This window comes from Rhodococcus sp. Leaf247 (genome assembly GCF_001426185.1).
Classification (GTDB): Bacteria; Actinomycetota; Actinomycetes; order Mycobacteriales; family Mycobacteriaceae; genus Rhodococcoides.
Genome location: NZ_LMRP01000001.1, coordinates 1,085,824 through 1,112,163 on the forward strand (window position 1 = coordinate 1,085,824; position 26,340 = coordinate 1,112,163).

The window sequence follows — 26,340 nt, forward strand, 5'->3', positions numbered from 1 at the left end:
ATGGTCACCCCAGCAAGATAGGCCAGGTCGCAGGTGGTGATCCCTGCAACACTCGGTACATGCCGTCACCCGCCTCCGTGCCCCGTCTCCAGACCTCGAGGCACCTGTATGTCGCACTGGATACACAGAGGACCGACCCCTGCGTCCGACGCATCCAGGCCACCGACCTTCGACGTGCGACGGCCGTTCACGACGAGCTGAGCGACCCTGCCGCGGGAATCGTCGCGGTCCTGGACGTCGAGTTCCTCATCGCGTCGTCGGCACGTACGGCCCGCCAGGAGTATCGACGCCGCGGGCTGGACGACGTCACCGCGAGGACGGTGCAGTACGTCGGCACGCCGACAGGACTCGCGGGACTGATCGCCGACATCGGCGCCGCCGGAGTGGCCGACGGGGTCGTCCTCGTCGCGCTGGACGACAGTGCCTCGACCGAGTTGTTCTCGTCCACAACGCTTCCGCATCTCCTACGGCTCGGTATCGTCGACACCGAGAACGCGTCGGTAGTGGGTGCCGAGGCTCGATCATCTGCGAGAGAGTGTGTAGCACATGGAGGTTCGTGAACTCGAGTGGTTTGTCGTGTTGGCGAGGACGGAGAATGTGACCAACGCGGCGACACAGCTCCATGTCAGCCAACCGACGTTGTCCAGAGCGCTCGCCAGAATAGAACGTCAACTCGGCGTGAAGCTGTTCGACCGCAATCAGAATCGGCTACGTCTGAACAAGTACGGTGAGATCTACCGGGCACATGCCGAGCGCGCCATGAAGGAGCTCACGCAGGGCGAAGAACGCATCCGCACCCTCGTCGACCCGCATCAGGGCGTCGTGTCGTTGGGGTTCCTGCACTCTTTCGGTGGATGGCTCGTTCCGTCGTTGCTCGATCGCTATCACGTGCAGGCGCCACTCACGTCGTTCGAATTGGAAGGTGGGGCTGCCGATTCCATCGTCGAGGCAGTGCGCTCGGGCCGGATCGACATCGGCTTCGTCGCACCCCGACCCGTGGCCGACGATCTGGCGTGGGTGCGGCTGGGTCGCGAGCTGCTGTGTCTCGAGGTGCCACCGGGTGACGAGTTCGCCGATCGGGAGTCCATCTCGATCGCCGAGATCTCGACGCGCCCCATGATCGCACTCGGACAGAGCTACGGACTGCGACACGTGGTGGACAGATTGTTCGACGATGCCGGCTGCGTGCCGTCGATCAGCATCGAGGCCACGGAGCTGTCCACGCTCCGCGCCCTGGTGCGCCACGGAAGTGGAATCGCGATCGTTCCGGTACCGCGTTTGGATCAGCAATCTCCCACTGTCACAGTGCCGATCAGCGACGCCAACGCATTCCGCTCCTACGGCGTCATCACGCGGAACGACGGTCCGACGGGGAGTGCTGCGCGCGCATTCCTGGAATTCGTGACCGGTTCGTACGACGAGTCGTTGCTCGACGAGCCGACCACGGCGTCGCCGGTCCCGACGGCCTGATTACTGCGACGGTGCGAGCACGATGTCGAAGGTGACCTCGCTCCATGTCGACACCGCGCGACCGTCGGGCGTCGGAACGCCCTCGCGACGTACGAACTGCTTGATCAACGACTCCTTGACGCCGAACACCGCATCTTTCCAGCCGATCTCGTCACCGTCGACGAAGATGTGCGTGACCAACCGGCGATAGCCGTCGGCAGTGACCATGAAGTGCAGGTGGCTCGCGCGCATCGGCGACCGTCCCACCGCGGCGAGCATGCTCCCGACGGGGCCGTCGTGCGGAATCGGGTAGGGCGTCGGAGTCAGCCCCCAGAAGCGGAACGCGCCGTTGTCGTCCGAGAACAGGTGCGCCCGGGCGGCCGTTCGATCGTCGTCGTACTGGACGTCGTACAGGCCGTCCTCATCCGCTTCCCAGACCTCGATCCGCGCACCGACGACTGGACGGCCATCGGTCCCCCGGACGGTTCCGCTCACCCAGCAGGGCTCACCGGCCGCACCGAAGGCCATGTCGCCGCCGTCCTGGATCTCGGGAGCCCCGTCGACGAAGAAGGGCCCGAAGACGGTGGCCTCGGTGGCATCCGCCACCGGTGGGTTGTTCATGCCGATGACCTGCATGGACAACCCCAGCACGTCGGACAACAGGATGAACTCCTGACGGGTCTCGGTGCACGTCTGCCCGGTCCGGGTGAGGAAGTCGATCATCGTGTTCCACTCGGTCTCCGTGAGCCTGAGCTCGCGGGCCGCGGCGTGAACATGGCGGGTCACCGTCTGCATGATCTGCCGTAACCGGCCGTCGGGTGCTCCGTCGAAGGACCGCACCACGGTGTCGACGAGCATCTGCTCGCGTTCTGTCTGTACATCGTCGGACATGGTTGCTCCTCAGTAGTCGCGGCGTCCCACAGGGGCACCTGCCCACGCGGCGCCGATCAGCGCACTAAGCATCGCTGGGTCGACCGGGCGCGGAGTGGACGGTGGTACGAGTGCCGCGACCCGCGTTGCAGCATCGTCGATGCCGCCCTCCGGCATACCGAGTTCCCGCAACGATCCGACCACACCGAGCTCCTCGCGCAGGGCGAACAGGCCGGATGCGGCGTCGGGGCCGCCCACCGCGTGTGACACTCGCGACGCGGCATCCGGAGCCGTCGACGCGAACAGATCCATGACGTACGGCAGCACGACGGCGTGGGTCTGCGCATGGGCCAGATCGAAGGTACCGCCGAGCACATGGCAGATCTTGTGGTGCAGTCCACTCCCCGCCGACGCGAAGGCGACGGCGGCCAGATACGCGCCGTACAGCGTGCGTTCGAGGGCATCCAGGTCGTCTGCGTCGGCGGCGATCCCACGGAGCCCGGGAACCAGTGCCCTGATCCCCTCGGTCCCCAGCGCGGTGTTGATCGGGTCGGCGCGAGGTGCCCAGAAGCCGTCCACCGCGTGCGCAAGGGCGTTGAGTCCCGACGCCACGGCCAGGTCGGCGGGCAGCGTCGCGAACAATTCGGCGTCGTAGACGACTGTCCGAGGGAGCACCGCCGGACTCGACCCGGTGGTCTTCCGATCGCCCGCGGTCTGCCCCCACACGTCGGTCGCTTCGGATCCGGCGAACGTCGTCGGAACCGCGACGATCGGTGTCCCGGTGTCGCGAGCGACGTACTTGGCGAGTCCGGTGGCGGACCCTCCACCGATGGACACGACCACATCGACGTTCTCGCGCCGGGCGAGCGCCACGGCTGCGTCGCCGTGTTCCACGGGTACGTGCTGGACGATCTCGCCGATCCTGGCGACCACCGGGATTCGCGTCGCCACCGAGTCGGCCACCGCGGCCACCGAGGTGTCCGCGACGAGCAGAACTCGAGCGCCGGACAGTGCGGCGACCGCGGCCTCCACGTTGTCGACGACGCGACCGTGCTGGAACAGCACTCGCTGCGCGAGGGTGGTGTGGTCGAAGGCCATCATGCTCGGGCCACCGAGTCGGTCAGCGCGGCATGCCAGCGAGCGAGGTTCGCGGCGACGGATTCCGGTGCTTCGAGCGTCGACAGATGACCCACGCCGGCGAGCACGACCAGTTCGGCACCCGGAACCAAGCTGGTGACCTCACGACCCAGGTCACTCGGTGTGATGGCGTCGTCGGTGCCGGCGATCACCAGGGTGGGCACGGTGAGAGAAGACAGTTCGTCCCGACGATCGTGTCGGGTCATCACGGCGACCTGCTGGGCGACGAGGACGTCCTCCCCCAGGTCGCGTGCCATCGTCGCGGCGAGATCGGCGACCTCCGGCCGACGGGGTGCTACAGCACCGGACATCGCGGTCACCGCCTCGTCGAAGCGTCCCCCGCGCACCATCTCGATGATGCGACGAGAGTTCTCCCGACGCCCGGCGTCCGCTGCGATCGCAGACGAGTTCAGCAGAGCCAGGCCGTGCACCCGCGGTGACATCCGGAGCGCTATCTCCAGGGCTACATAGCTTCCCATCGAGTTCCCCGCGACGGCGAACCGTGGGGGGCATTGCTCGAGGACGCTGTCCGCCATCGCCGAGATCGATGATCCTTCTCCGCGAACCACGATCGTCTCGATCGAGTCCGCCAGCAGGTCGGCGACGGGCTGCCAGAGACGTTCGTCCGACCCGAGTGCGGGGACGAAGACGAGCGGGAGTGCTGTCATGTCGCTGCTCCGTCGACAGCCAATATGCATCCCGAGGTGAAGCCCGCGTGCTCGGACACCAGGTAGGCCACCGCTTCGGCTATCTCCGACCCGGTTCCGGTGCGGCCCAGCGGTATCGCTGCTCGGGTGGCGGCCTGTGCATCGGCGGGGAGTGCATCGAAGATGTCCCGGACTCGACCCGCGTCCGGAAGGACCAGTCCGGGAGACACCGCGTTGACGGTGATTCCGGTGGTTCCCAGGTCCTTCGCCAACTGCTTGGTGAATCCGTTCACGGCGGCCTTCGACGCGGCATAGGGCAGACGCGCGCCGACTGTCCCCGAGGGGCCCGAGAGCCCCTTCGCCACCGCCGACGAGAAGTTGACGATACGGCCGTAGTCGTGTCGGAGCATGAGCTGCACCGCTTCTCGGCTGCAGAGGAACGCACTGGTGAGATTGTTGTCCACCACCCTGCGCCACACGTCCACCCCGAGATCCGCGAGCGAGCGCACCGGGTCCGTGCCGCTACCTCCCGCAGTGTTGACCAGGGCGTCGAGTCGGCCGAAGCGTTCGTCGATCTGCTGGAACGCCGCCACGACGGCCGCCTCGTCCGCGAGATCGGCGACGACGGTGATGACCTCGATGCCGGGGTGCAGCTCCTCGATGTGGGCTCGGGTGTTCTTCAGGCCCGTGTCCTGCAGGTCGAGGAGAGCGAGTGAGAAGCCCGCTCTCGCCAGACGTTCGGCGATCTCGGCTCCCAGGCCCTGTGCGGCGCCGCTGACGGCGGCGACGCGGGTGACGGTGGTGTGGTCGGACACGGATCTCCTATGACGTGATGTGAACGGACGGGTTCGCCGAGAAGCGGACATCAGCCGAGCGGACCCCAGAAGGTCTCGCCGCCGTATGTGTCGGACATCGGCTCCAGGGTCTCGGGCCACACGCCGGCCTCCACCACACGACGACCCGACTGCGGACGCACGGCACCGTCCCAGCCGACCTGCTCCATGTAGTAGTAGAGCTGCATGACGTGTCCGTCCGGTGACACCGCGTGCAGGACGTAGTCGATGCCGGGGTGGATCTCCGGCGGGAGGTCGACGAGCTTCACGCCCCTGCCCTCCAGGAAAGTCCGTGCGGCCCGCAACTGCTCGTACGATCCCACCTGGACACCGAAGGCGAGCAGCGTCGTCTCGTCACCCAACCCGAGCGGCTCGCGTGCCTCGACCGGGAACAGAGCGATGCTGTGATGCTCGGTGTTGGCACGCAGGAAGACCGCGCGATGGCCGAGTACAGACGTCTCCTCGGACACGACGAGTCCCAGCGTCTCGGTGTAGAAGCGCACAGCGGCATCGAGATCGGAGACGAAGATGCTTACGGGGCCGATGCGTACGGGCTTGAACGGACGGGACAACAGCACGCCGCCCACGTCGTGCGTCTTGGGGAGAGTGTCGACCCACCGGTGTCCCGAGGTCAGGTCGATGCCTGCCTTCTCCGCATCGTCGAGCTCGGTTCCCTCCGAGCGGGTGGGCAGAGCCGGATGCTCGTTCGCCCACGGCCACATGATCTCCGGCTTGCTGACGCCGTCCCATCCGACCTGCTCGATGCCGTACTCGAGTTCGTTCGTGTGACCCGTCGGATCAGGGAAGTAGGTGTGCCAGTTGGACCCCGGATCGCGACCGTACCGGTCGACCTTCGACCCCTGCTCCTCGAGCCACAGACGCGCCTCCACGACCTCGCGCAGCGAACCGACCTGCCACGTGATCTGGTTGACCGTGATGTCGTCCCGAGCCGGGCTCTCGTTCTTGTCCACCCACGCCCGCGGCATGAGCACGAGGGTGTGATGGTCGCTGTTGTGGCGCAGGAAGTAGATGCGCGTGTCCGGGAGGCCGTCGAGCCAGGGTCCCGGGTCGTACTTGTTCAGGTCGAGCATGTCGGCCACCACGAATCCGAGAAGGTCGCGGTAGAACGCCACGGCGTCACCGGTGTCGGCGACGCTGATGCCGAAGTGGTTGAGCCGACGAATCTTGAACGGGCGGTCGTACGTCACTCCGCCGACGGAGTACTTCTTCGCGGCCACGGCTAGTGCCCCTTCCGCGTTCCGGTGACGGTGTTGGTGATGGAACCCAGTGCAGCCGAGCTGATCTCGACGACGTCGCCGGGGCTCAGGAACTTGGAGTCGTCGTCGAAGCCGCCGTCCGCGTTCTTGGTGCTCGAGTCGACTGCGGTGCCCTTCGGGGTGCCGCCGCTGATGAGATCTCCCGGGAACAGGGTGGAGTCACGGGAGAGGTACTCCCCCAACGCGGCAAACGAGTGGATCATGGATTTGGTACTACCGCTCTGCCGGACCTCACCGTTGACGCGTGCCTCGACGGGAATGTCCTGCGCATCCAGTCCCTCGTCGACGACGATCCACGGACCGACGCTCGCTGCACCGTCGAAGTTCTTCGAGTACTGGAAGTCCGGGCCGAAGGAGATGTTGTCTCGGATCGACCAGTCGTTGACCAGGGTGTAGCCGTAGATGTACTGGTCGAAATCCGCTGCGGCGATGTCCTTCCCGCGCCGACCCAGGACCACGGCGACCTCGGCCTCGTAGTCCAGCAAGTCGGTGCGGGCGGGGTAGGACAGATCGTCACCGTCCGCGGACACCACTCGGGGATCCTTGATGAAGTACTTTGGCCCACCCGACACCAATCTGTCGAGGGTCGCCTTGTCGGTTCCACTCGACGTGTTGTCCGCTGCCGCCTGCATGTGGTCCGCGAAGTTGGCCAGCGCGGCGAAGATGCGCGACGGGCTCTCGATCGGCGCGTGCAGCGTGACCTCGCCGAGGTCGAATACCAGTTGCTCCCCGTCGACTCCCCTCGTATCAGGTCGCTCGGCGAGGTGATCTAGTGCCGCGCGGGCACCGGCCAACGCGCTGTCCCCCTGCTCGATGAACGAATTCAGGTCCGACGGGACTTCGTGATCCGCTCGTGCCGATGCCCGTGGGCTCGGCTCCTTCTCCGTCAGGTAGGCGATATAGGCCGCATGGAGGTCGACGACGGTCCCGTCGACGACGGCTCCCACGCGGCGGTGCGGTCCGAAAACTGCGATCTTCATGAATCTCCCTGTAGTGGTGAGTGAGTCAGTGGGGACCGAGTCACGTCGTCGGTGCGGACGGATCGACCCCGACGTCGTCGAGCAGGCGCCCTCCGGCGGGTGTGAGGCTGTAGATCGCCAGAGAGGTGATCAGTCCGTCGCGCACCGTGAAGAAGTCACCGAGAACGACGACGTTGCCGTTCACGTCGAGGTCGATCTCCACGGCGACGTCGTCACCGTCGACCAGCAGGCGACGCGGGGACGGACGCATCATGGTGGTGCCGTTCAGCCCACCCTCGTACATCCGCCCGATAGCTGCGGATCCGGTGAGGGTGCCGGCGGCGTTGCTCAGTACCGCGTCGGGTGCGAAGAGTGCGGTGACCGCGCCGGCGTCACCGGCGGTGACCCCGGCGAAGTATGCGGTCACGACATCGGCCGGCGACTCGCCGCTCATGCGTCGAGGTAGCGCGTCGAGGCGTAGACCGACTGGTACTCCAGGTACGCGTTGATCCCCTCGGGACCGAGTTCGCGTCCGAGGCCGGAATCCTTGAACCCGCCGAACGGTGCACCCAGATCCAGTGTGTAGTAGTTCAAACCGATAGTCCCGGTGCGCACCTGACGGGCTACCGCCAACGCCCGGTCTTCGTCGGCGCTCCACACCGAACCGCCCAGCCCGTAGTTGCTGTCGTTGGCCATCCGAACGGCGTCGGCGTCGTCCTCGAACGGGATCAGTGCCATCACGGGGCCGAACACCTCTTCCCGCGCCAGGCGATCACCGTTGTCGACGTCCGCGAAGACCGTCGGCTGTACGAACCAGCCGCGATCGAGATGTGCAGGACGGTCGCCGCCCGCGACGAGGCGTGCACCGGAGTTCTTGGCGATGTCGATGTAGCCCAACACCTTGTCGCGATGGCCACTGGTAGCCATCGGACCCATCGTGGTGGCGGCGTCCAGTGGATCACCGAGCACGTAGGAATCGGCGAAGTGTCCGATGGCCTCGACGACCTCCTCGTACCGCGACCGGGCGACGAGAATCCGCGATTGCGTGGTACAGGTCTGGCTGTTGTTCAGGAAGGACGCGTTGTCCAGACCCGCGAGCACCGTGTCGATGTCGGCGTCCTCGAGGACGATCGCGGCGGACTTGCCACCGAGCTCCAGCGTCGATCGCCGAAGCAGTCGTCCGCACTCCTGACCGATGATGCGTCCGGCCTCGGTGGAACCGGTGAACGCGATCTTGTCGACCAGCGGGTGCGACACCAGTGCGGCACCCGCGTCACGGTCGCCCAGGACGATGTTCAGGACACCCGCCGGGAGGCCGGCCTCGAGGGCCGCATCGGCGAAAACATAGGAATCCAGGGCAGTTTCGGGCGAGGGCTTGAGAACGACGGTGCATCCTGCGGCCAGAGCGGGCGCGATCTTGAACATCGCGAGCGCCTGCGGGAAGTTCCACGGCGCGATCGCGCCGACAACACCGACAGGGAGACGACGGACGATGGTCGAACCCGCCTGGCTCGGTCGCACCGACTCGAGCGGAAGCGCCTCCACGATGTCGGCGTACATCCGCAGCAACGCTCCGGGCGCACCGCCGTTGAGTGCGTGCGACAGACCGAGAATCATGCCGTTCTCGCGGCTGACCAGGGTGGCCGTGTCTCCGGCTCGCGCGTCCAGGGCGTCGGCGAAGGCGCGCAACACGGTGGCGCGCTCGGACGCAGTGGTGCGGCCCCACGGGCCTTCGTCCAGTGCCCGACGGGCCGCGCGGACGGCGCGATCGATGTCGGCCTCGCCGGCGAGAGCAGCGACGCCGAGGCGTTCACCGGTGGCTGCTTCGATCTGGTCCCGCAGCTCGATCCGCACGGGATCGACCCACTCGCCGTCGATGAAGAAGCGGGTGCGATCCAGACTGCTCGGCCTGTCGACGGTGACGGACATCAGGGATTCTCCTCGGTACTCGGAACGAAGGGCGACGACCGTGGAGTGAGACTCCGGTCACTGTCGAGTCTGTGCGCCGGCACACAGTCGCTGCAATGCCAGGATGTTCCCGGCCACCATGCCTGCGGCGTATCACTGCAGTTCCGGCGCTCGCGCTATCCGGCCGAAGACGGCGCGGAACCCACGCCGGCGGAGTGCAGGACGCGGTGAGCGCGAGCAAGCACTGGCGCGTCCACCATGAACCCGTCGACCTTCACAGCAGCCCCCGACCTAGCAGCCGCGACGATCCTGCGCGCGGCCTCCACCTGATCGTCGGAGGGCGCGAACGCGCGCCTGGCCGGGTCGACCTGCGACGGATGGATCAAGAGTTTGCCGCCCATACCCATCTCCTGCGCATGCCTGATGTCGTCGGTGAGAGCACTTACGTCGCCGAGCGCTGTGGTGACTCCGTCGATCGGCGGGGGCTTGCCGCCCACTCTCGATGCCAGGACCAACCGGGACCGGGCGTGCATCATCGCCGCCCGAGACGGTTCGGCGCCGAGATCGACGGCGTAGTCCAGGTGGCCGAACGCCAGCCGCGCCACGTCCGGGTCGCGTGCGAGAGCAGCCGCGCAGTCCAGGCCCGCGGCCGTCTCGACCAGCGCGACTGCCTGTCCGCGCACGCTCCGCTCGATTCCGGCCCAGTCCACAGTGACGTCCGCCTTCGGAACCATCACGCAGCACAGGCCCGCGACGTCGGACAGAGCTTCGATGTCGTCGTGGTGATGATCGCTCGTGACCGCATTGACCCGGACACAGCCGATTCCGCCCTCCGACAGCCAGCGCACCACGTGTGTGCGTGCTGCGGCTTTCGCCCCCTCTGCGACGGCGTCCTCGAGATCGAGAATGACCATGTCGGCGCCGGCGCGCGCGGCTTTGTCGAACCGCTCGGGGCGATCTCCGGGAACGAAGAGGAATGTGGAGGCGTGGTCGACCGACGGTCGATCGGGCCTCACGTCACGCACCGGTGGCGACCGGTGACGCGATGCCGAACTCCGCGAGCACGGCGTCGGTGTGCTGGCCCACCTCGGGAATTGCGCCCATGAACGGCGCCGCGTCCGACATCGTGACCGGCGGTACCAGCGCACGCAGCGGGCCGGCCGGCGAATCGTAGGTCCGCCACCGATCTCGGGCGGCGAGCTGCGGGTGCGCCGCAAGGCCGTCCATCGTACGCAGCAGCGCGTTCGCTATGCCCGCCTGCTCCAATTTCTCCGCCACCGATTCCGCTGTGTCGGAGGCGAAGACGGCCTCGATGGCACTGCGCAACTCGGCGTTGTTCTCGACCCGGCTCGAGTTGCGGAGGAACCGCGGGTCCTGCGCGAGCGCCGGGGTGTCGAGGATGACGTCGCAGAACGTCGCCCATTCGCGCTCGTTCTGGATACCCAGGAATACCTCGTTCGCGTCCCCACAGGTGAAGGGCCCGTACGGGGCGATCGCCGCGTGCCTGGCGCCGGTCCTCGACGGGGACGATCCGCCGTACATGGCGTAGTTGAGGGGGAACCCCATCCACTCGGCGAGTGCCTCGAGCATGGACACCTCGATGGTGGCGCCCTCACCTGTGCGGTCGCGGCGGATCACCGCGGTCAGGACGCCCGAGTAGGCGTACATCCCGGATGCTATGTCCGCGATGGAGATTCCGACTTTCGACGGCTCGTCCTGCGTTCCGGTAATCGAGACGAGACCGGCCTCGCACTGCACGAGCAGGTCGTACGCCTTCTTCGACGAGTACGGCCCGCCGCGTCCGTACCCGGAGATCGAGACGTGGATGAGACGGGGGTGGCGGGCACGCAGATCCTCGGCGCCGAGCCCCAGCCGCTCGGCAGCACCCGGGGCGAGGTTCTGCACGAAGATGTCGGCCTGTTCGACGAGCGCGTGCACCGCGGCACGCCCCTCGTCGGACTTGAGGTCGAGCGCCACGGATTCCTTGGAGCGATTGAGCCAGACGAAGTGACTGGCCAGCCCGTGCACGGTCTCGTCGTAGCCACGGGCGAAGTCGCCGACGCCCGGTCGCTCGATCTTGATGACGCGGGCGCCGAGATCAGCAAGCTGCCGCGTGGCGAAGGGCGCCGCGACAGCCTGTTCCAACGACACGATCGTGAGTCCGTCGAGAGGATTCATGGTGGTACACCTTCGTTTCGGGTGGTGGTCGCGCTACACGGAGAGCAGCGACGGACTTTCGAGGGTCTTGGTGAAGTACAGGACGTCGGCCGCGAACTCGCGGTCCCGGGACATCCGGCGGAACATCTCCAGATCCCGATCTCGCTGCACGGGGTCGGACGAGTGGAACAGCAGCTTCTTGTTCGACGATGCGCGCGGACTCGCCTTGTCGACGAAGGCCGACCGTCGTTGTCGCGCATACTCGTCGAGAACGTCGTCGCTCGCTCGACCGGTGACGACAGCACCCAGACCTTCGATGAGCGAGTAGGCGTCGAACAGGCCCATGGTCAGCCCGAGTCCACCCGTCGGGTTCGTCGCGTGCGCGGCGTCACCGGCGAGCAGCACCCGGCCCACCCGGAAGGCGGATGCGGCGCGTTGATGCATCCGGTACGGGGACGTGGCGACGACCTCGATCCGGTCGGCCACCTCGTGCCCGAATACCGCGGACAGGAAGCGTGGCATGCGGTCGTCGATCGAATCCGCGGCGAGATCCGCGTCCTCCATGTACGTGTACCGCCACAGCCCGTGATCACCCGACTCGTCGATCTTGGCGATGATCGCGCCGTACACGTCGTCGAGGTAGAAGGTGGACTGCGCCCATCCCTCACGGTCATCGGGGAAGCGAATGTTGGTGGCGACGAACCGTTCCGGCCATGTCATACCCTCGAACTCGAGTCCCGACAGTCGCCGGACGGCCGATCCGGCCCCGTCGGCACCGACGAGCCACTCCGAGCGCAGGACTTCCTCCGAGTCGGCACCGCGCACCGTGACGTTCACTCCGGTCGCGTCCTGCTCGATCGCGGTGACCTCGTGGCCCCACAGCACCCGGACGTTGTCGAAGGCCTCGAGTCTGCCGAGTACGACCGCGGCGAGGGCGCCCTGACCGAGGTGCAGGTTGTGGGGTCTCTCGACCTTCCCGTCGAGCGCCGCGAGTCCGTACGAGATGATCTCGCCGGTGGCACGGACTCGATAGGCGTAGTCCTGCTTGAAGAATCCGGCACGACCGGCGTCGTCGAGGAGATCGAGTCGCGCCAAGCCGTCCAGGGTGGACCAGTGGTACACGATGGCCCGCGGTGTGTCCTGCAGACCCGGCGCCCGCTCGACGACCGTGACCGTGACGCCCTGTCGAGCCAGGCCGAGGGCGGTCAGGAGCCCCGTCGGGCCGGCCCCGATCACTGTCACCTGCTGATCTTCGGACACTGTTCCTCCATCACTCGCCTGGTTGTTCACGATCCTGCACTCGTCCCCGAAAGGCCAATACCATTGCGGTGGCCCTGCCATACACTCGGCGCATGGACATCCGGAGCGTCACTTACTTTCTCGCCGTTGCGGATGCCGGATCCATCACCGAGGCGGCACGTATCCTGCATCTGTCGCAGCCCCCGCTCAGCTCTGCGATGACCAAACTGGAGTCCGAGCTCGCCGTCCGGCTTCTCGAGCGCCATCCGCGCGGCGTGACCCTCACCGACGCCGGGCGCTACCTGCAGAACGCGGGCAGGCGACTCGTGGCCGAGGAGCAGCGCATCACGGCGGCGCTCAGGTCCATGGGGCAGGGATTGGACGGCGAACTCCGTATCGGCGCGGAACCGATCGGGTTGTGGCACATGGTCAACAGCGCGGTATCCGACTTCCTGGCAGAGTATCCGCGCATCACGTTCGAACTCGCCGACGCCAATCCTCTGGTTCTGCTCGAGAACCTGGCGGACGGCTACCTCGATCTTGCCGTCGTTCCCGTCCTGGTGGAAGAACCACTGCCCACGGTGAACGACGTCGCCTTCGACACGACGATCATCGCGCACTCGCCACTGACGCTGGTGGTGTCGGGGTCGTCGCCCCTCGCCGCACGGAAGCGGGTTGCTCTCGAGGAACTGCGGGGCGAGCGGTGGATACTTCCGTCCCGGGTGCCAGGGGCACGTAGCCTGTCCCGACTGATCGACGACAGATTCGCCGCCGTCGGCGGCAGCCCGGAGTCGGTCGTATCCGTCCCCACCGTCGAGACCGCAGCAGGTCTCGTCGCCGCAGGCGTAGGAATCTCCGTCATCAGTACCGTTCTGGCAGAGCATCATCCGGGCGTGGTGGCGGTCGAGGTGCAGGGTGGCTGGCCGGATCTGCCGCTCGGCGTCGTGACCCGGAGGGGAGGCGTCATCACCCCTGTCGCCGCACAGTTCGTCGATGTACTTCATCGCCGCGGCGACGGCAGTTCGGCGGCGCAGCCGTCGACGGACTGACACGGTCAGGCTCCGACGGACAGGATGTCGCGGGCCGCACCGACCGTCGTCTCACGACGGAGCATCGCCCGGATCTTCACGAACTCGGCGCGCCGCTCGAACGCCAGCACACCGTGGAGCGTGTCGCCGCCGGCGTACAGGTACAGGGATCCGCCCGGACCCGGGCACTCGACGATCTCCTCGTCACCTCGGATGAATCCCGAGAACTGGATGCGGACACCGTGCTGATCGGACCAGAAGTAGGGCACGGTGACACAGTCGATCGGGGCCAGACCCGTCACGGCGTTGGCCGCGTTGATTCCGGCCGCGCGGCCCTGCTCGGCCGCGTTGGTCCAGTGCTCGATGCGCATCGTCGCACCGAATCGCTCGTTGGGCCAGGTGACCGCGTCGCCGGCCGCGTACACACCGTCCGCCGCACGCAGCGTCGAGTCGCACACCACACCGTTGTCCAGCGTCAGTCCTGAGTTCTCCATCCACCCGGTGGACGGTCGCACACCGATGCCGAGAAGGATGACGTCGGCCGGGACGGTGGCACCGCTGGCCAGGCGGAGCACTCTGCCGGCCTCGGCGTCCTCCACTCCGGTCACCGCGTCCCCGAGTACGAGTGTCACACCGGAATCTCGATGCAGCGCCGCGTATTCGGAAGCCACCGGGTCCCCGAACCGGCCCAGAGGTTTCGTAGCGAGATCGACGATGGTGACGGGTCGTCCGACCGTCGCCAGCGTGGCGGCGAATTCCCCACCGATGAAGCCGGCCCCGATGACGGCCACCGACTTTCGTCGATCCGCCACCGCGGCGCGGAGGGCGACAGCGTCCTGGAAGCGCCTCAGCACGAACACGTCGGGGAGCTGTCGGAACATCGGCGGAAAGATCGGTTCGCATCCGGTGGCCAGAATCGCTGCGCCGTAGGTGATGTCACCGGCGGTCGTGGAGACCGTGCGGCCCTCGACATCGAGAGAGGTGACTCGGGTATCCGTCACGAACTCCACTCCGTGCTCGCGTAGACCTGCGACGGAGGGGTAGGTCAATGCCGAGAGGTCGAGGGTGCCGTCGAGTGCGGTCTTCGACAGTGGTGGCCGCTCGTACGGTAGGTGCGGCTCGTCGCTGACCATCGTCACTCGAACAGCGGGCGCATGCCGCGAGATCGCCTCGGCCGCACGGACCGCAGCCACGGACCCGCCCACGATCAGAACGTCGGTCTCGGCGCTCATCGCTGCGGCCCGTCGGACAGCGTGCCCACCGCGCACATGACACCCGCGGCGCTGCGTGCTTCGGCGCCGACCTGGAGACCGTCGGCATCGGGGGTCACGGTGACTGTCTGCGGCCGCGTCATCGGTGAGACCAGTCGGTACCCGAACGTCCGGTTCAGCAGCGAGATTCCCTGGCGACGCATGTGATCGGCCATCAGGAACGCGAGCAGTGGTCCGTGGATCACCAGCCCGTCGTATCCCTCTCGGCGGCACCAGTCGAGGTCGTAGTGGATGCGGTGCGCGTTGTAGGTCAACGCCGAGAACCGGAACAGGAGCGCCTCGTTCACTGGGAGGGACAGCGACGGCTCACGCACCGGATCGACCGCCGGAGCGGGTGTCGGGAGGGGCGCAGAACCACCCTCCCGGTAGACGATGTCCTGTTCCTCGCGGATGACCAGTTCGCCGTTCTGGGTGATCTCCTGGAGCACGGTGGTGAGCGTCAGCGCACCGGTGCGGCCCACCTTGTCCACCGACTTCGCGATGGAGGTCATCTTCGTCGCGGGCTCCCCGATCCGCAGCTCCCCGAAGGTCGTCACGCGACCTCCTCCGAACATGCGTCGGCGACCACCACCGGGCGGTGCCGGGATCCCCGTCAGCGGGTGTCCGTCTTCACCCAAATCTGCCTGCGGGTCACGAGGAAGCAGGTGCAGCCAGTGCCAGATCGGCGGCACCGTGTCACCGAGTGCGTGGGGAACGTCGATGTCGAGAAGTGCGGCCATCGACTCGACCGGTTCGGCCGAGATCACCTCGGTCCGCGCGATCGTCTCGGGCGTGGTCATGATGTGGGTACCCTTTCGGCCGCCAGCACGGCGAGGAGTTCGGTGAGGTAGGGAGCGTCGTCGAGGTTCTCCACGGCAGCGACCAGGCGAGACGCAATGTCCCCGCCCAGTGGGCGGAGCACCGACGTAGCCTTGGCGACGACCTCGTCGTGGGAGAGCGGGCGCACCGCGGATCCGCGTGCGTCGGTGGGGTTTCCGGCGTCCACGGTGATCGTCTCGCCGTCGGTGAGCACGAAGGACAGCCGAGGACCGTCCTCGATCTCGATGGAGTCGTCCACCTCCATCGAGATCGCCGTCAGAAGATCGGCGATCCGTGCCTCGCCGTGACGGGGCGGGTCGTAGTCGGCAAGCCCGAGGTCGCTGCCACACAGCGCGAGAGCGACAGCGTAAGGAAGGCTGAACTGGGCGTCGAAGACGTTCTCGATCGGCGAGACCGACAGCATGTTCACCGCGGTGGTGCCGGCGGTGATCGTCACCGACCGGACGTTCTCCGGAGTGAGGCCGCGTTCGGCGATCAACCTCCGCACCGCGTCGACGGCGGAGTGGCTCCCGCGGCAGCACGCGTACGGCTTGAGATAGGAGGTCGCGACGTTGAAGTCGACACCCAGATCCCGCAGTGCGCGCTCGGGATGGCCGATCCCGTCGGCGAGAACCGAGTGCAGGCCGCCCCACTCGGCTTCGAAGATGCGCCGAGGTCCGGTGATGCCTCCGACGGCCAGGACCGCGGCGTCGACGCCGGTCTCACCGGCCTTGCCCGGGTGGATACGTTTCGTCAGCGCACCGTCGTCGATGAACGCCCACACACCTCCGGTGAACGATCCCGCGATCCCGAGAGCGTCGGCATAGGCTCCGCGGTCGGCGCCGAGAAGCGACGCCGCCGCTGCGGCTGCGCCGAGGCTGCCCATCGTGCCGCTGGTGTGCCAGCCGCGATCGGTGTGCGCGGCGAAACCACCGAGCGATTGCAGTGCGCGATACCCCACGTCGTAACCCGCGACGACCGCGGTGATCACCTGTCGCCCGGTCGATCCGGCATGTTCACCGACGGCCAGTGCGGCAGGTAGCACCGTCGAGCCGGCGTGGCCCGCGCCGCCACCGTCGTCGAAATCGCGGGCATGCGCCGAAGTACCGTTGACCAGGGCGGCGTGCGCGGGGGTGAACCGGTGTCCGGTCCCCCAGACGACGGATCCCGTGGGCGAGGACGAGAACGACACGGACGCGTCGATCACGGCCGTCACCTCGGGTGTGCTCGCACCCACGAGCGCGACGGCCAGCGTGTCGAGGATGTGGTCCTTGACGGCGTCGACGACATCGCGCGGGAGATCGTCGTACGTCGTGTCTGCCCACTGCGCCGCAAGGTGTTCGGTGATCGTCTGCGCTGCCGCGGTCACGGCGTGGCCTCCGCGACAGATCGGCCGGCGCGTGCGGGTCCGAGGTCGACGGCGAGCGAGTCGACGAGCCAGCGTCCGCCGGCATGTCCGATGCGTGTCCCCTCGTCGACCACCGTCGCATCGGGGTAGCGGTCGAGCAGGAAGCCCACCACCTCCTCCATCTCCACCTTGGCAAGGCTCTGTCCGAGGCATCCGTGCAGACCTGTACTGAAGGTCAGTGGTTGCACGCGTTCACGATCGATGTCGAAGGCATCCGGGTTCGGAAAGCGTTCGGGATCGCGATTGGCCGACCACACCGCGACATGGACATCGGATCCGGCCGGGACGGTCGTGCCGGCGATGTCGATGTCCTCGGATGCGATCTTGCTGACGATGCCGGGACGGGGGTAGAGCCGGCATGCCTCGACGACCGCGGCAGGAACCAGGGATCGGTCCTCCTGCAAGCGCTTCCACGTCTCCCGCTCCCGCAGGAGTGTCCACACGACGAGAGCAGTCTGGTGGGAGGTGTTCACCGAACTGGCCTCGAGCATCGCCGTCGCCTCGCTCAGCAACTCCTCGGCATCGAGCTTTCCCTCGATCTCCTGGCCGATGAGGAACGAGAGCATGTCGTTGCCCAGTCCCTGTTCGCGCTTGCGTGCAATGAGCGAGGTCAGGTATGCGAACAGTTCGTCGTAGGACTGCAAGATCGAGTCCTTCAGACTCGGATCTCGTTGCAGCAGCGCGAGAGTGCCCGCGGACAACCTGGCGACCAGAGGTGCGTCCTCGGCGGGCGCTCCGGCGAGGAGGCAGTAGACCCGCGCCGGGATCTTCCGCGCCACGGTCTCGTTGAAGTCGACCGGGCCGTCGGACCGGCCACCCGGATCGATGTCCGCGAGGATTGTGCGGAGTTCGACGCGAATGTCCTCGACCATCGTCGGGCCCATGAATCGGGCGAGCGGGGTCCGCAGCCGAATGTGCCGTGCGCCCTCGGCCATGATGAGGCTGCGGGCCCGGAAATCGTGGACCGGACCGTCGGTGATGCCGAACTGTTCCATGAGCGTCAGCGCAGCGTTGACGAAGCGCATGTCGCGCAGAACGGTGGTCGCGAGCGCGAAGTCGAGGACGGCGTATCCGTACTCGCCGCGGATGACCGACTGGCCATCGGCTGCGCCACCGGAATGGGTGGGCGAATCGGGTGCGAACGGATCCAGAGCGTGTGAGGTCGTCATGAGCGCGAGATCGCTCCCATCGGGCAGCAGAGAATCGCTTCGTCGAGGTCCTGGTCTCGATCGTCCGGCACGGACTCTGCGAGCTGGACCAACAATCCGTCGTCGCCGATACGGAACACGTCGGGCATCAGCGCGGCACACGTGCCGTTGGCATCACATCGGGCGAAATCAACAGTGACGTCGATCATGGCGAACATCCTCACTCGGTCGAAAATTTATGGCGTGGAACACAGTCTTCGCCGGCTCCAACCATTTGACAAATATCAATAAAGCGCCCCTGCCATAGCGTGAATATATGGCAGGGGCGCGAGTAGCCGAGTGGCTCATGACTCAGCAGCAGTAGTGCGTCACCCGCGGCATCTCTGCGCAGAGCGGCTCCAGGATGCGGCGCACACGAGCGCCGGACTCCGAACCTGCGAACGTCTCGGTGTGGTCCTCGAGCCGTGCCCACCGCGCGGTCAGCAGGTACGTGTCCTGACGATCGACGCTGGCGGCGAGCGCCGCGTCGGAGCATCCCGGTGCGGCCAGCAGCAGAGTGCGGATCTCGTCGAACCCGCTCTCGAGGTCGCCGGCACACCCCTCCCTGACCCGGATCTCCACGTGCTCGGCGATCATCGGTCGACACCTCGGTCCGCGATGGCCGACATGTCCACGAAACCACCTCGCAGAAAGATCAATGGTTCGTCGGAACGCTGCTGCGCGATGGCTTCCACTCGACCCACCACGTGCAGGTGATCACCGATGCGGTCCACCGAGTGCGGACTGCAGTCGATCGAGACGATGGCGTCGGACAACCAGGGCACACCGTGTCCGGACGGACTCCACTCGACCCCCAGGAAGCGTTCGGCGCCCCGTCGGGCGAACGCGCGACAGAGATCGCCGGCGTGAGCACCGAGAACGTTGATCCCGAAGTGGTCCGCCTCGGCCAGGACCGGCCAGGTAGTCGAACCCAGATCGACGTAGAAGGCGACCAGGGGCGGGTCGAGCGACACCGAGGTGAAGGTTCCGACGGTCATACCCGCCGGACCGTTCTCGGTCATCGCGGTGATCACCGAGACGCTCGTGGGCACGTGGCTCAGAACGTGACGGTAGTCCTCGGCATTCGCCTGACCTGCGAACGTCTGCGCCACGGCGGCGGTCACCGTCCTCACAAGCCGATCGTCGGATCGTAGTTGCCGAGAAGCTGACGGCCGTAGGCCTCGCGGCCGATCTCGGGCGTCACCAGCGCGTGCCGCGCAGCCGTCTCGCTGTCGCGCCAGACGCGGCCGAGGACGTTGACGTCGGCGAACGAGCCGGCGCCGTTGGCGGTGAGCAGGTAGTCGATCTCTTCCTTGACCAACTCGGCGACCACGCCGGTGTCGTTGCGGATGCGCGCAAGAATTTCCGGATTCGGCAGCTCGTGCTTTTCTGCGGCGCCATCGATGTCCGCCGCCATCGCGTCGAGCAGCAGCTCGGCGAGACGGAGCTTGGTGGCAGCGCGCGCCACACCCAGCTGGTGGGTCGGCGAGTCCTTTGCCTGGCCGTACGCGGTGTAAGCAACGGGCTTCTTCGGCAGCTTCTCACGGGTGAGCTCGAGGGCGTGACGGCCCAGACCGATCTGAGGCGCGACGAGGATGCCTGCCGCGACCGCGTTGAACGGCATCGAGGCGACGTGCTCCTCGGTGAACGGTGAGCGGAACTTGGACGAGAACATGTCGGCGACCGGCTGGACGCGGTATTCCGGCACGAAATGATCCTTGACCACGATGGTGTCGCTACCGGTTCCCTGCATGCCTGCGACGAACCAGGTGGGCTCGATGGTGAACGCCTCGGCGGGGATCAATGCCATACCGGGTGCGCCACCTTCGAGAGTGATGGTGAGGCTCGCCCACTGGGCCGCGAACGAACCGGAGGCATACGGCCACTTGCCGCTCACCAGATATCCGCCCTCGACCTTCTCGCTCTTGTCACCCGGGGAGAAGATCCCGCAGATGCGCGCACCGGGGTTCGCACCGAAGACATCGTCCTGCGCCTGGGTGGTGTTGGTGGCTCCGTAGGCCGTCGCGAGCAGAGTGAGCGCCGTGACCCAGCCGGTCGATCCGTCGCCGCGGGCGATCTCGGCGACCACGTCGCACGCTGTCTTGAACGTCGCACCCTGTCCACCCCAACGCTTGGGGACCATCACATGGAACAAGCCGGCCGAGGCGATCGCATCGATCACCTCGGGCGAGACCTTGCGATTCTTCGTGGCGTCGGCGGCGTGTTCGCGAATGAGCGGGATCAGCGCGGTGGCGCGTGCCACCAGCTCTGCGTCCGATACGCCGGCGGTGTCGAGATCTGCGAGCTCGGGGGTGGCGAAGGCGGTCATGTCGGGTCTCTTTCGTTCGGGAGGACGTGTCCGTCGGGTTCGGTGACCCCGATCACGTCTGGCTTCCCCAGCATGCGACGCCCGTCAGAACGCTGCAACGCCGAAATGTTGGGCGGGACCATGCATCCGACACATGCCACACGATGCTCGGCGTGCATGGTCGACCACATGATTCTGGTGGTGGACCGGACACGTGGACCGATGGTCGTATGTAGCGCACGTCACAACATCAGACGCGGTTGCGGTGCGACACAGTCCCATCGCCCACACAAGGAGTGCATATGAGTCGAATCATCATCAGCGGAGCCTCGGGCGATCTGGGGAGGAGAGTGACGCGCCTGCTCCTCGACGCCGACCCCGATCGCGAGCTCATCCTGACCACCCGCACCCCCGAGAAGCTCGCGGACTTCGCCTCGGACACCGTGCAGATCCGGCACAGCGATTACCAGTACCCGCCGACGGTTCGGGAGGCCTACGTGGGTGGGGACGTGCTCTTCCTCATCAGCGGCCTCAACCTCGGGAGGCGAGTGTCGGAACATCGCGCCGCGATTGCCGCCGCTCAGCACGCCGGTGTGGGCCACATCGTCTACACCTCGGTCGGCGGCGTGCAGCCGGGCAACCCCGCGCTGTCGGCCATCGATCATCTGCAGACAGAAGCCGATCTGCGGGAGTCCGGCATCACGTACACCTTCATGCGGAATCACCTGTATGCGGAGATCGTCAGCAACATTCTCGTCGCACCGGCAGTACCGTCGGGCGTCCTGTCCCAGGCCACCGGAGACGGAATGTTCGCTCCGGTCGCCAAGGAGGATGTCGCACGCTGCGCCGCGCAATGCCTGATGCACCCGGCGGCGCATGCCGGACGGATCTACGAGATCACCGGTCCCGAGCTACTCGACTTCCACCGGATCGCGGCCATGGCCTCGCACGTGCACTCGTCTCCGGTCGAGTACAAGCCGGTCTCCGAGGAGGAGCGACTGGCATTCTTCGACGCGGTCGGAATCCCGCGCACGTACGACCCGAGCATGCCCCCCAGCCCGGACGGCCACCTGTGGGCCAGCGACGAGCTCGTCTCCGCGGAAGTCGGTCTCGCCCAGGGATATCAAGCTCTCCAAAGCTTGCACGTGCAGCAGATCACCGGACGCGCGCCGGAGCCGCTCGCCTCGGTGATGGAGCGAGTTCGCGAAGTCCGTTACGACAAGATCGACGCCACTGTAGCGTGACCGATCTTCCGCCGGGGGTGGCCGCGTGTCACAGCGGCCGCCCCCGGCGGACACACCTCGACACCCGTACCGAAGGACCGAAGACCCATCATGACGATTCCCGTGGAACCGACACCGCTTCGACCACGCACCCTCGGTGCGGACAACTCTGCGCTGGTGCCTCCACCGACCGACGCGAGACGCCGCGAGATCAGACGGGTCGTTCTGTCCAGCTATCTGGGCAGCACCATCGAGTACTACGACTTTCTTCTCTACGCCACATCCGCCGCCATCGTCTTCGCTCCCGTGTTCTTCTCCGACCTCTCACCCGTCGCGGGCACCATCGCGTCACTCGGCACCTTCGCGGCCGGTTATCTGGCACGGCCTCTGGGCGGAGCGATCTTCGGCCACTTCGGTGACAAGTACGGACGCAAATCGATGCTGCTGGTGTCGATGAGCGTGATGGGCGCGGCGTCGTTCCTGATCGGACTGGTTCCGCCGGCCACCGCCATCGGTTCCTGGGCAGCGATCATCCTGGTTCTGCTCCGCGTCCTGCAAGGCATCGCCATCGGCGGTGAATGGGGTGGCGCGACCTTGATGTCGCTCGAACACGTCGGTGGTCGAGGGCGGGGCTTCGCTGCCGCATTCACCAACGCAGGCGCACCGACCGGCTCGCTGCTGGGAACCCTCGCCCTCGCTCTCGTCGCGCTGCTTCCGGAGGACGACTTCCTCGCGTGGGGTTGGCGGATCCCGTTCCTCCTCTCCGCCGTCCTTCTCGCCGTCGGCCTGTTCGTTCGCAGCAGGGTCTCCGAGAGTCCCGTGTTCCGCGAGGCACTCGAACGCAGTGCGGCACAGGCTTCGGGAGCGCGTGCGGCCGCGCCGATCGTGAGCATTCTCCGTCGCCCGCGCAATCTGATCCTCGTCGCCGGCGGGTGCATGGCCAGCGTCGCCATTCAGATCATGTTCGCCACCTTCGCCATCGGTCACGCCACGAAGTCCGGGGTGGCCCGGTCGGACGTCCTGCTCGGTTTCGCCCTGTGCCAGTTCGTGGCAATCTTCGCTCTTCTCGGTTTCGCCCGACTGTCCGACCGTGTCGGCCGTCGACCGGTGATGCTCGCCGGGCTCGGCGTGTTCGCGGTGGTGATCTTCCCGGTGCTCGCGATGCTGTCCTCCGGAAGCGCACTGCTGGTGACACTGGCCTTCGTGCTCGGTTTCAGCCTCGTCCAGTCCGCGACGTTCGGCCCGATGGCGGCATACATCGCCGAGCAGTTCGGCACGTCCGCGCGGTACACCGGCGCGTCGCTGGGGTACCAGGCCGCCACGCTGCTGGGTGCAGGATTCACTCCGGTGATCCTGGTGTCTCTTCAAGCCGCCGCGAACGGTTGGACATTCCTGGTGGGCCTTTACATGATCGGCCTCGCCGTCGTCAGCGCAGTGTTCATCGCACTGTCGAAGGAGAGCAAGGACCGGGATCTGGACACGTACAAGCACTGACCGACGCTCCTATCCGCCCCCGACTACGACGTCGGGGGCGGTTCGTGTGCGCCGTGCTCGGCGGTCTGATCGAAACGCGTCCGGGCACGGTCGATCTCATCGGTGTGCCGGAATCCCCAGTCGATCAGGTTCACTACGAGATCGGACAACTCACAACCCAGCGGAGTCAGGGTGTACTCGACGTGCCTGCGCGCGCCGGCGATCACCGTCCGCGTGTACATGCCGTCACGCTCGAGCATGCGCAGATTGTGGGTCAGCATCTTCTGGGACAGAGGGTGTGTGGGATCCAACGTGTCGAGCAGCCGGCGCATGGCCGAGGGGCGTAGCGCGCCGACGCGCGAGATCACCAGAAGCCAGTTCCGCCAGTAGTTTCCGACATGCCCGACGATGCCCACCACCGGCACATTTCTATTCCTGTCGAACTCGGTGAGCACGGAGGCGAGACTTCGGAACAAGTCCTCGGTCTCCTCGGAAGGTGCGGACACGCCGCGAAGTACGAGTGCGATGTCCTCCATGATGATGTCCACGGGTGACGCGTCACCGGGGACTGCGTCGACGCCCACGGGTCGGCCCTCCTCATGTATCCGTCCGCACAGTACCGCGAACGCAGCCACGTTCTCGCGTATTCGTCACACGGATCGACGAGCCGCACACCATGGTGCGGCTCGTCGACCGGTCAGCGCCTCGGGTCTCTACCGCCGTCAGCGAGCTGGAACGTCGCTGTCGCCTTTCCTGGACTGGTCGACGAGTTGCCCCTCGTGCGAATAGCTTTCGTACGCCTCGGCGAGGTCTCGGTATTTCCTGAACTCGCGCAGGCCGTCGTAATCACCGCGGCGCACACGGTCGACGAAGTCGGGGTTCGATATCTGGGCGCGCCCGACGCCGATCATGTCGAAGTCGCCGGCCTCCAGGCCCTGACGCACTCGGACGACGTCGTCCTCGACCTGAAGGAGCGGGTCCTTGTCATCGAAGACGTCGCTCGCCAGATCGGTGGACAAACCGACACTTCCGATGGTCATGACCGGAAGGTCGGTCATGGCCTTCACCCATGCTGCGACGCTCCTGCGCGGGTCCAACTCGGGCCACCCCGGAGTGTCGAATCGCCGCGCCGAGATGTGGAAGACGTTGGCGCCCGCCTGCTCCATGCGCTCGAGGAACGGTCCGAGGTCGTCCGGGTGCTGCGCAATCTTCGCTCCGTAGTCCACTTCCTTCCATTGTGAGAATCGCACCGAGACGATGAAGTCGGGTCCTGTCGCCGCGCGGATAGCTGCGATGATCTCGGCGGGATAGGTTGCGCGCTCGGCAAGTGTGTCGCCACCGTACTCGTCGGTGCGAATGTTGCTCTCGTGCCACAAGAACAGGTCGAGGAGGTACCCGTGTGCGCAGTGGAGCTCGATCCCGTGTGCACCGAGACTCTGCGCGATCCGGGCGCTGTCCACGTAGGCGTTCTTGGTGTCCTCGAGGTCCCGTCGAGTCATGGCGACACCGTTCGGCCGTCCCTCCTGGATGAGGCCCGACGGGCTCCACGCGGGATGATCAGGATAGGGGTTCTCGATGCTGTCGACGACGAGGCGCAAGGCTCCGGGGTGCCACAGCTGCATGAGCACCACGACGTCTCCGGTGCCCAGCACCTCGCGAACCACGAGACCCCAGTCGTCGGCGGTGTCGCGGCCCAGGATGCTGAACGCCGGCTGCCAGTATCCCGCAGGATGTTCCGGCGCTGCCCCCTCCGTGATGATGACCCCCGGCCCCTGCTCGGCAGTGGTTCGGAGTGTCGTCGCCATTCCCGCCGTCGGCCGATAGCCACGCGATCCTCGCTGCATCGCCGGCAGATAGAACCGATTGCGAACGGGTGTCGTGTTGAGCACGAGTGGCGAGAAGAGTGGGTCCGTCGCGGTCGGTTCCGGATCGAGGAGAATCGAATTCTGTTGCATGCGCCTGCCTTTCGAAGGTCACTGAGACGCTCGTCACATTATGTCCATCACGTTTGCCGTGACAATCGGGCACTTTTTCGTTCCCGATCGCCCCCGCCTCGTCGGGCATCCACATGACAAGCGGCTATGCACGTCGGGCATGCCTCGGATGAAGTACGTGGTGTTGCCCGGGTCACTCGCCGACGTCACGCTTGGTGCTCGGCAGAAACACTCGGCCCGCACAACCAATCGATGGAGGAAGTCGTGACCCGGATCGTCATCAGTGGAGCATCGGGCGACCTGGGACGCCGGGTCACGCAGCAACTCCTCGAGGCGGACCCGGGTCGAGAGCTGACCCTGGTCACGCGCACCCCCTCGAGCATCAGCGTCGACGGGCCCGGCGTCAGCGTCCGTCCGGGCGACTTCGAGAAGCCGGAGCTCTTCGACGACGCGTATCGCGGGGGCGATGTCCTTCTTCTCATCAGTGGTTTGAACCTCGGTCGTCGCACCATCGAGCACCGAACTGCTATCGACGCCGCCGAGCGAGCCGGCATCCGCCACATCGTCTACACCTCCGTGGGCGGCGTGCAGCCGGGTAATCCCGCACTCTCGGCGATCGATCATTACGAGACGGAGCGCGATCTCCGCACGAGCCGACTGGCGTACACGATCCTCCGCAACTCCCTGTACGCAGAGATCGTCGGCGCCATCTGGTTGGCCCCCGCCGCCCGCGAGGGCGCTCTCGAGATGGCCACCGGGCAGGGGTCGCTGGCTCCCGTGTCCAAGGTCGACGTCGCCCGTGCGGCCACCGCCGTCCTGGAAGACCCGACCGAACACGCCGGCGCGGTGTACGAGATCACCGGGCCGGAGCTGCTGTCGATGTCCGACATCGTGCGCCTGGGAGCGGAGGCGTTCGAGACACCCATCGAATACCGGCCGGTGTCGGAGGAACAGCGGCTGGCCTATTTCGATTCAGTCGGGCTGCCGCGGACCTACGACCCCTCCATGCCGCCCAACGAGGAGGGCCATCTGTGGGCGAGCGACGAACTCGTCTCGGCGGATCTGGCAGTTGCCGGCGGATATCAGTCGATTCTGTCCGGCCACGTCGAGCAGATCACGGGTCGAGCTCCGGCCTCACTTCGGTCCGTGCTCGACACCGTCAAGGACGTCCGGTACGACCGCATCGGGTCGATGGTGTGACGGAGCTCGACCCTTACCGCTGCAGTCTCGGAGA

Annotated in this window: 27 protein-coding genes; 6 read left to right on the forward strand and 21 right to left on the reverse strand. The window is 66.6% G+C overall.

Annotation, left to right across the window (positions count from 1 at the left end; genetic code table 11):
- Positions 1-59 precede the first annotated feature (59 nt).
- Together ASG64_RS05175 and ASG64_RS05180 are read left to right on the forward strand one after the other, a co-directional pair.
- Positions 60-560: a hypothetical protein gene (locus ASG64_RS05175; protein WP_056070616.1), complete on the forward strand. Its 501-nt coding sequence runs from the start codon at positions 60-62 to the stop codon at positions 558-560.
- The gene (locus ASG64_RS05180) at positions 547-1,470 is read left to right on the forward strand and encodes a LysR family transcriptional regulator (protein ID WP_056070619.1); all 924 of its coding nucleotides are present in this window, start codon (positions 547-549) and stop codon (positions 1,468-1,470) included. Before ASG64_RS05175 ends, ASG64_RS05180 begins: the two co-directional genes overlap by 14 nt.
- Here ASG64_RS05180 and ASG64_RS05185 read toward each other — a convergent pair whose 3' ends face one another.
- The 11 genes from ASG64_RS05185 to ASG64_RS05235 form a co-directional block, all read right to left on the reverse strand.
- On the reverse strand, positions 1,471-2,340 hold the full coding sequence (locus tag ASG64_RS05185; protein WP_042574443.1) for a dioxygenase family protein: 870 nt from the start codon (positions 2,338-2,340) through the stop codon (positions 1,471-1,473).
- Between the two features lie 9 nt (positions 2,341-2,349).
- On the reverse strand, positions 2,350-3,420 hold the full coding sequence (locus ASG64_RS05190; RefSeq protein WP_056070622.1) for a maleylacetate reductase: 1,071 nt from the start codon (positions 3,418-3,420) through the stop codon (positions 2,350-2,352).
- Positions 3,417-4,124, reverse strand: a complete 708-nt coding sequence (locus ASG64_RS05195; protein ID WP_042574441.1) for an alpha/beta fold hydrolase — start codon at positions 4,122-4,124, stop codon at positions 3,417-3,419. The genes ASG64_RS05190 and ASG64_RS05195 overlap by 4 nt, the downstream gene beginning before the upstream one ends.
- The gene (locus tag ASG64_RS05200; RefSeq protein ID WP_056070625.1) at positions 4,121-4,918 is read right to left on the reverse strand and encodes an SDR family NAD(P)-dependent oxidoreductase; all 798 of its coding nucleotides are present in this window, start codon (positions 4,916-4,918) and stop codon (positions 4,121-4,123) included. Before ASG64_RS05200 ends, ASG64_RS05195 begins: the two co-directional genes overlap by 4 nt.
- Before the next feature lie 50 nt (positions 4,919-4,968).
- A complete protein-coding gene (locus ASG64_RS05205; RefSeq protein ID WP_056070631.1) occupies positions 4,969-6,174 on the reverse strand; it encodes a VOC family protein in 1,206 nt (401 codons plus the stop codon).
- 2 nt (positions 6,175-6,176) lie between these two features.
- Positions 6,177-7,193, reverse strand: a complete 1,017-nt coding sequence (locus tag ASG64_RS05210; RefSeq protein WP_042574438.1) for a fumarylacetoacetate hydrolase family protein — start codon at positions 7,191-7,193, stop codon at positions 6,177-6,179.
- Positions 7,194-7,233: 40 nt separating this feature from the next.
- Positions 7,234-7,626, reverse strand: coding sequence for a nuclear transport factor 2 family protein (locus tag ASG64_RS05215; protein ID WP_056070634.1), 393 nt, complete (start codon positions 7,624-7,626; stop codon positions 7,234-7,236).
- A complete protein-coding gene (locus ASG64_RS05220) occupies positions 7,623-9,101 on the reverse strand; it encodes an aldehyde dehydrogenase (protein ID WP_056070637.1) in 1,479 nt (492 codons plus the stop codon). The genes ASG64_RS05215 and ASG64_RS05220 overlap by 4 nt, the downstream gene beginning before the upstream one ends.
- 155 nt (positions 9,102-9,256) lie before the next feature.
- The gene (locus tag ASG64_RS05225) at positions 9,257-10,096 is read right to left on the reverse strand and encodes an HpcH/HpaI aldolase/citrate lyase family protein (RefSeq protein ID WP_056072736.1); all 840 of its coding nucleotides are present in this window, start codon (positions 10,094-10,096) and stop codon (positions 9,257-9,259) included.
- Position 10,097: 1 nt separating this feature from the next.
- Positions 10,098-11,258, reverse strand: a complete 1,161-nt coding sequence (locus tag ASG64_RS05230) for a CaiB/BaiF CoA transferase family protein (RefSeq protein ID WP_056070640.1) — start codon at positions 11,256-11,258, stop codon at positions 10,098-10,100.
- Between the two features lie 33 nt (positions 11,259-11,291).
- On the reverse strand, positions 11,292-12,497 hold the full coding sequence (locus tag ASG64_RS05235; protein WP_056070643.1) for an FAD-dependent oxidoreductase: 1,206 nt from the start codon (positions 12,495-12,497) through the stop codon (positions 11,292-11,294).
- A gap of 92 nt (positions 12,498-12,589) precedes the next feature.
- Here ASG64_RS05235 and ASG64_RS05240 point away from each other — a divergent pair, with 92 nt between their 5' ends.
- Positions 12,590-13,525, forward strand: coding sequence for a LysR family transcriptional regulator (locus tag ASG64_RS05240; protein ID WP_056070646.1), 936 nt, complete (start codon positions 12,590-12,592; stop codon positions 13,523-13,525).
- A gap of 5 nt (positions 13,526-13,530) precedes the next feature.
- Here ASG64_RS05240 and ASG64_RS05245 read toward each other — a convergent pair whose 3' ends face one another.
- The 8 genes from ASG64_RS05245 to ASG64_RS05280 form a co-directional block, all read right to left on the reverse strand.
- Entirely contained in the window at positions 13,531-14,736 is a 1,206-nt protein-coding gene (locus ASG64_RS05245; RefSeq protein WP_056070649.1) for an NAD(P)/FAD-dependent oxidoreductase, read from the reverse strand.
- Positions 14,733-15,554, reverse strand: a complete 822-nt coding sequence (locus ASG64_RS05250; protein WP_056070652.1) for a hypothetical protein — start codon at positions 15,552-15,554, stop codon at positions 14,733-14,735. The genes ASG64_RS05245 and ASG64_RS05250 overlap by 4 nt, the downstream gene beginning before the upstream one ends.
- Positions 15,551-16,942 carry an MmgE/PrpD family protein gene (locus tag ASG64_RS05255; protein ID WP_056070655.1) on the reverse strand — a complete coding sequence of 464 codons (1,392 nt, stop codon included), beginning with the start codon at positions 16,940-16,942 and terminating at the stop codon, positions 15,551-15,553. The genes ASG64_RS05250 and ASG64_RS05255 overlap by 4 nt, the downstream gene beginning before the upstream one ends.
- On the reverse strand, positions 16,939-18,150 hold the full coding sequence (locus ASG64_RS05260; RefSeq protein WP_042574428.1) for a cytochrome P450: 1,212 nt from the start codon (positions 18,148-18,150) through the stop codon (positions 16,939-16,941). The genes ASG64_RS05255 and ASG64_RS05260 overlap by 4 nt, the downstream gene beginning before the upstream one ends.
- Positions 18,147-18,338, reverse strand: coding sequence for a ferredoxin (locus ASG64_RS05265; RefSeq protein ID WP_042574547.1), 192 nt, complete (start codon positions 18,336-18,338; stop codon positions 18,147-18,149). Before ASG64_RS05265 ends, ASG64_RS05260 begins: the two co-directional genes overlap by 4 nt.
- Positions 18,339-18,480: 142 nt before the next feature.
- On the reverse strand, positions 18,481-18,765 hold the full coding sequence (locus ASG64_RS05270) for an antibiotic biosynthesis monooxygenase family protein (protein ID WP_042574427.1): 285 nt from the start codon (positions 18,763-18,765) through the stop codon (positions 18,481-18,483).
- Complete coding sequence (locus tag ASG64_RS05275; protein WP_231568664.1) at positions 18,762-19,301, reverse strand: flavin reductase family protein; 540 nt, start codon at positions 19,299-19,301, stop codon at positions 18,762-18,764. Before ASG64_RS05275 ends, ASG64_RS05270 begins: the two co-directional genes overlap by 4 nt.
- On the reverse strand, positions 19,298-20,497 hold the full coding sequence (locus ASG64_RS05280) for an acyl-CoA dehydrogenase family protein (protein ID WP_042574426.1): 1,200 nt from the start codon (positions 20,495-20,497) through the stop codon (positions 19,298-19,300). Before ASG64_RS05280 ends, ASG64_RS05275 begins: the two co-directional genes overlap by 4 nt.
- A gap of 281 nt (positions 20,498-20,778) precedes the next feature.
- Here ASG64_RS05280 and ASG64_RS05285 point away from each other — a divergent pair, with 281 nt between their 5' ends.
- Both ASG64_RS05285 and ASG64_RS05290 read left to right on the forward strand, forming a co-directional pair.
- Positions 20,779-21,720 carry an NAD(P)H-binding protein gene (locus ASG64_RS05285; RefSeq protein WP_042574425.1) on the forward strand — a complete coding sequence of 314 codons (942 nt, stop codon included), beginning with the start codon at positions 20,779-20,781 and terminating at the stop codon, positions 21,718-21,720.
- A 90-nt stretch (positions 21,721-21,810) separates the two neighbouring features.
- Positions 21,811-23,193 carry an MFS transporter gene (locus tag ASG64_RS05290; RefSeq protein ID WP_082518086.1) on the forward strand — a complete coding sequence of 461 codons (1,383 nt, stop codon included), beginning with the start codon at positions 21,811-21,813 and terminating at the stop codon, positions 23,191-23,193.
- A 23-nt stretch (positions 23,194-23,216) separates the two neighbouring features.
- On the opposite strand, the gene ASG64_RS05295 is transcribed toward ASG64_RS05290, so the two are convergent.
- Together ASG64_RS05295 and ASG64_RS05300 are read right to left on the reverse strand one after the other, a co-directional pair.
- Positions 23,217-23,756, reverse strand: a complete 540-nt coding sequence (locus tag ASG64_RS05295) for a winged helix-turn-helix transcriptional regulator (RefSeq protein WP_235579492.1) — start codon at positions 23,754-23,756, stop codon at positions 23,217-23,219.
- 138 nt (positions 23,757-23,894) lie between these two features.
- A complete protein-coding gene (locus tag ASG64_RS05300; protein ID WP_056070658.1) occupies positions 23,895-25,127 on the reverse strand; it encodes an oxidoreductase in 1,233 nt (410 codons plus the stop codon).
- 243 nt (positions 25,128-25,370) lie between these two features.
- On the opposite strand from ASG64_RS05300, the gene ASG64_RS05305 reads away from it, so the two are divergent.
- The gene (locus ASG64_RS05305) at positions 25,371-26,306 is read left to right on the forward strand and encodes an NAD(P)H-binding protein (protein ID WP_042574542.1); all 936 of its coding nucleotides are present in this window, start codon (positions 25,371-25,373) and stop codon (positions 26,304-26,306) included.
- Positions 26,307-26,340: the final 34 nt, after the last annotated feature.

Excerpts from the sequence above, each read along its gene's own strand:
- ASG64_RS05245 (WP_056070649.1), bottom strand. The coding sequence starts at position 14,736 with ATGAGCGCCGAGACCGACGTTCTGATCGTGGGCGGGTCCGTGGCTGCG.
- ASG64_RS05220 (WP_056070637.1), bottom strand. The coding sequence starts at position 9,101 with ATGTCCGTCACCGTCGACAGGCCGAGCAGTCTGGATCGCACCCGCTTC.
- ASG64_RS05260 (WP_042574428.1), bottom strand. The coding sequence starts at position 18,150 with ATGACGACCTCACACGCTCTGGATCCGTTCGCACCCGATTCGCCCACC.
- ASG64_RS05215 (WP_056070634.1), bottom strand. The coding sequence starts at position 7,626 with ATGAGCGGCGAGTCGCCGGCCGATGTCGTGACCGCATACTTCGCCGGG.
- ASG64_RS05250 (WP_056070652.1), bottom strand. The coding sequence starts at position 15,554 with ATGACCACGCCCGAGACGATCGCGCGGACCGAGGTGATCTCGGCCGAA.
- ASG64_RS05185 (WP_042574443.1), bottom strand. The coding sequence starts at position 2,340 with ATGTCCGACGATGTACAGACAGAACGCGAGCAGATGCTCGTCGACACC.
- ASG64_RS05175 (WP_056070616.1), top strand. The coding sequence starts at position 60 with ATGCCGTCACCCGCCTCCGTGCCCCGTCTCCAGACCTCGAGGCACCTG.
- ASG64_RS05265 (WP_042574547.1), bottom strand. The coding sequence starts at position 18,338 with ATGATCGACGTCACTGTTGATTTCGCCCGATGTGATGCCAACGGCACG.
- ASG64_RS05290 (WP_082518086.1), top strand. The coding sequence starts at position 21,811 with ATGACGATTCCCGTGGAACCGACACCGCTTCGACCACGCACCCTCGGT.
- ASG64_RS05270 (WP_042574427.1), bottom strand. The coding sequence starts at position 18,765 with ATGATCGCCGAGCACGTGGAGATCCGGGTCAGGGAGGGGTGTGCCGGC.
- ASG64_RS05230 (WP_056070640.1), bottom strand. The coding sequence starts at position 11,258 with ATGAATCCTCTCGACGGACTCACGATCGTGTCGTTGGAACAGGCTGTC.
- ASG64_RS05190 (WP_056070622.1), bottom strand. The coding sequence starts at position 3,420 with ATGATGGCCTTCGACCACACCACCCTCGCGCAGCGAGTGCTGTTCCAG.
- ASG64_RS05195 (WP_042574441.1), bottom strand. The coding sequence starts at position 4,124 with ATGACAGCACTCCCGCTCGTCTTCGTCCCCGCACTCGGGTCGGACGAA.
- ASG64_RS05180 (WP_056070619.1), top strand. The coding sequence starts at position 547 with ATGGAGGTTCGTGAACTCGAGTGGTTTGTCGTGTTGGCGAGGACGGAG.
- ASG64_RS05240 (WP_056070646.1), top strand. The coding sequence starts at position 12,590 with ATGGACATCCGGAGCGTCACTTACTTTCTCGCCGTTGCGGATGCCGGA.
- ASG64_RS05280 (WP_042574426.1), bottom strand. The coding sequence starts at position 20,497 with ATGACCGCCTTCGCCACCCCCGAGCTCGCAGATCTCGACACCGCCGGC.
- ASG64_RS05300 (WP_056070658.1), bottom strand. The coding sequence starts at position 25,127 with ATGCAACAGAATTCGATTCTCCTCGATCCGGAACCGACCGCGACGGAC.
- ASG64_RS05210 (WP_042574438.1), bottom strand. The coding sequence starts at position 7,193 with ATGAAGATCGCAGTTTTCGGACCGCACCGCCGCGTGGGAGCCGTCGTC.
- ASG64_RS05285 (WP_042574425.1), top strand. The coding sequence starts at position 20,779 with ATGAGTCGAATCATCATCAGCGGAGCCTCGGGCGATCTGGGGAGGAGA.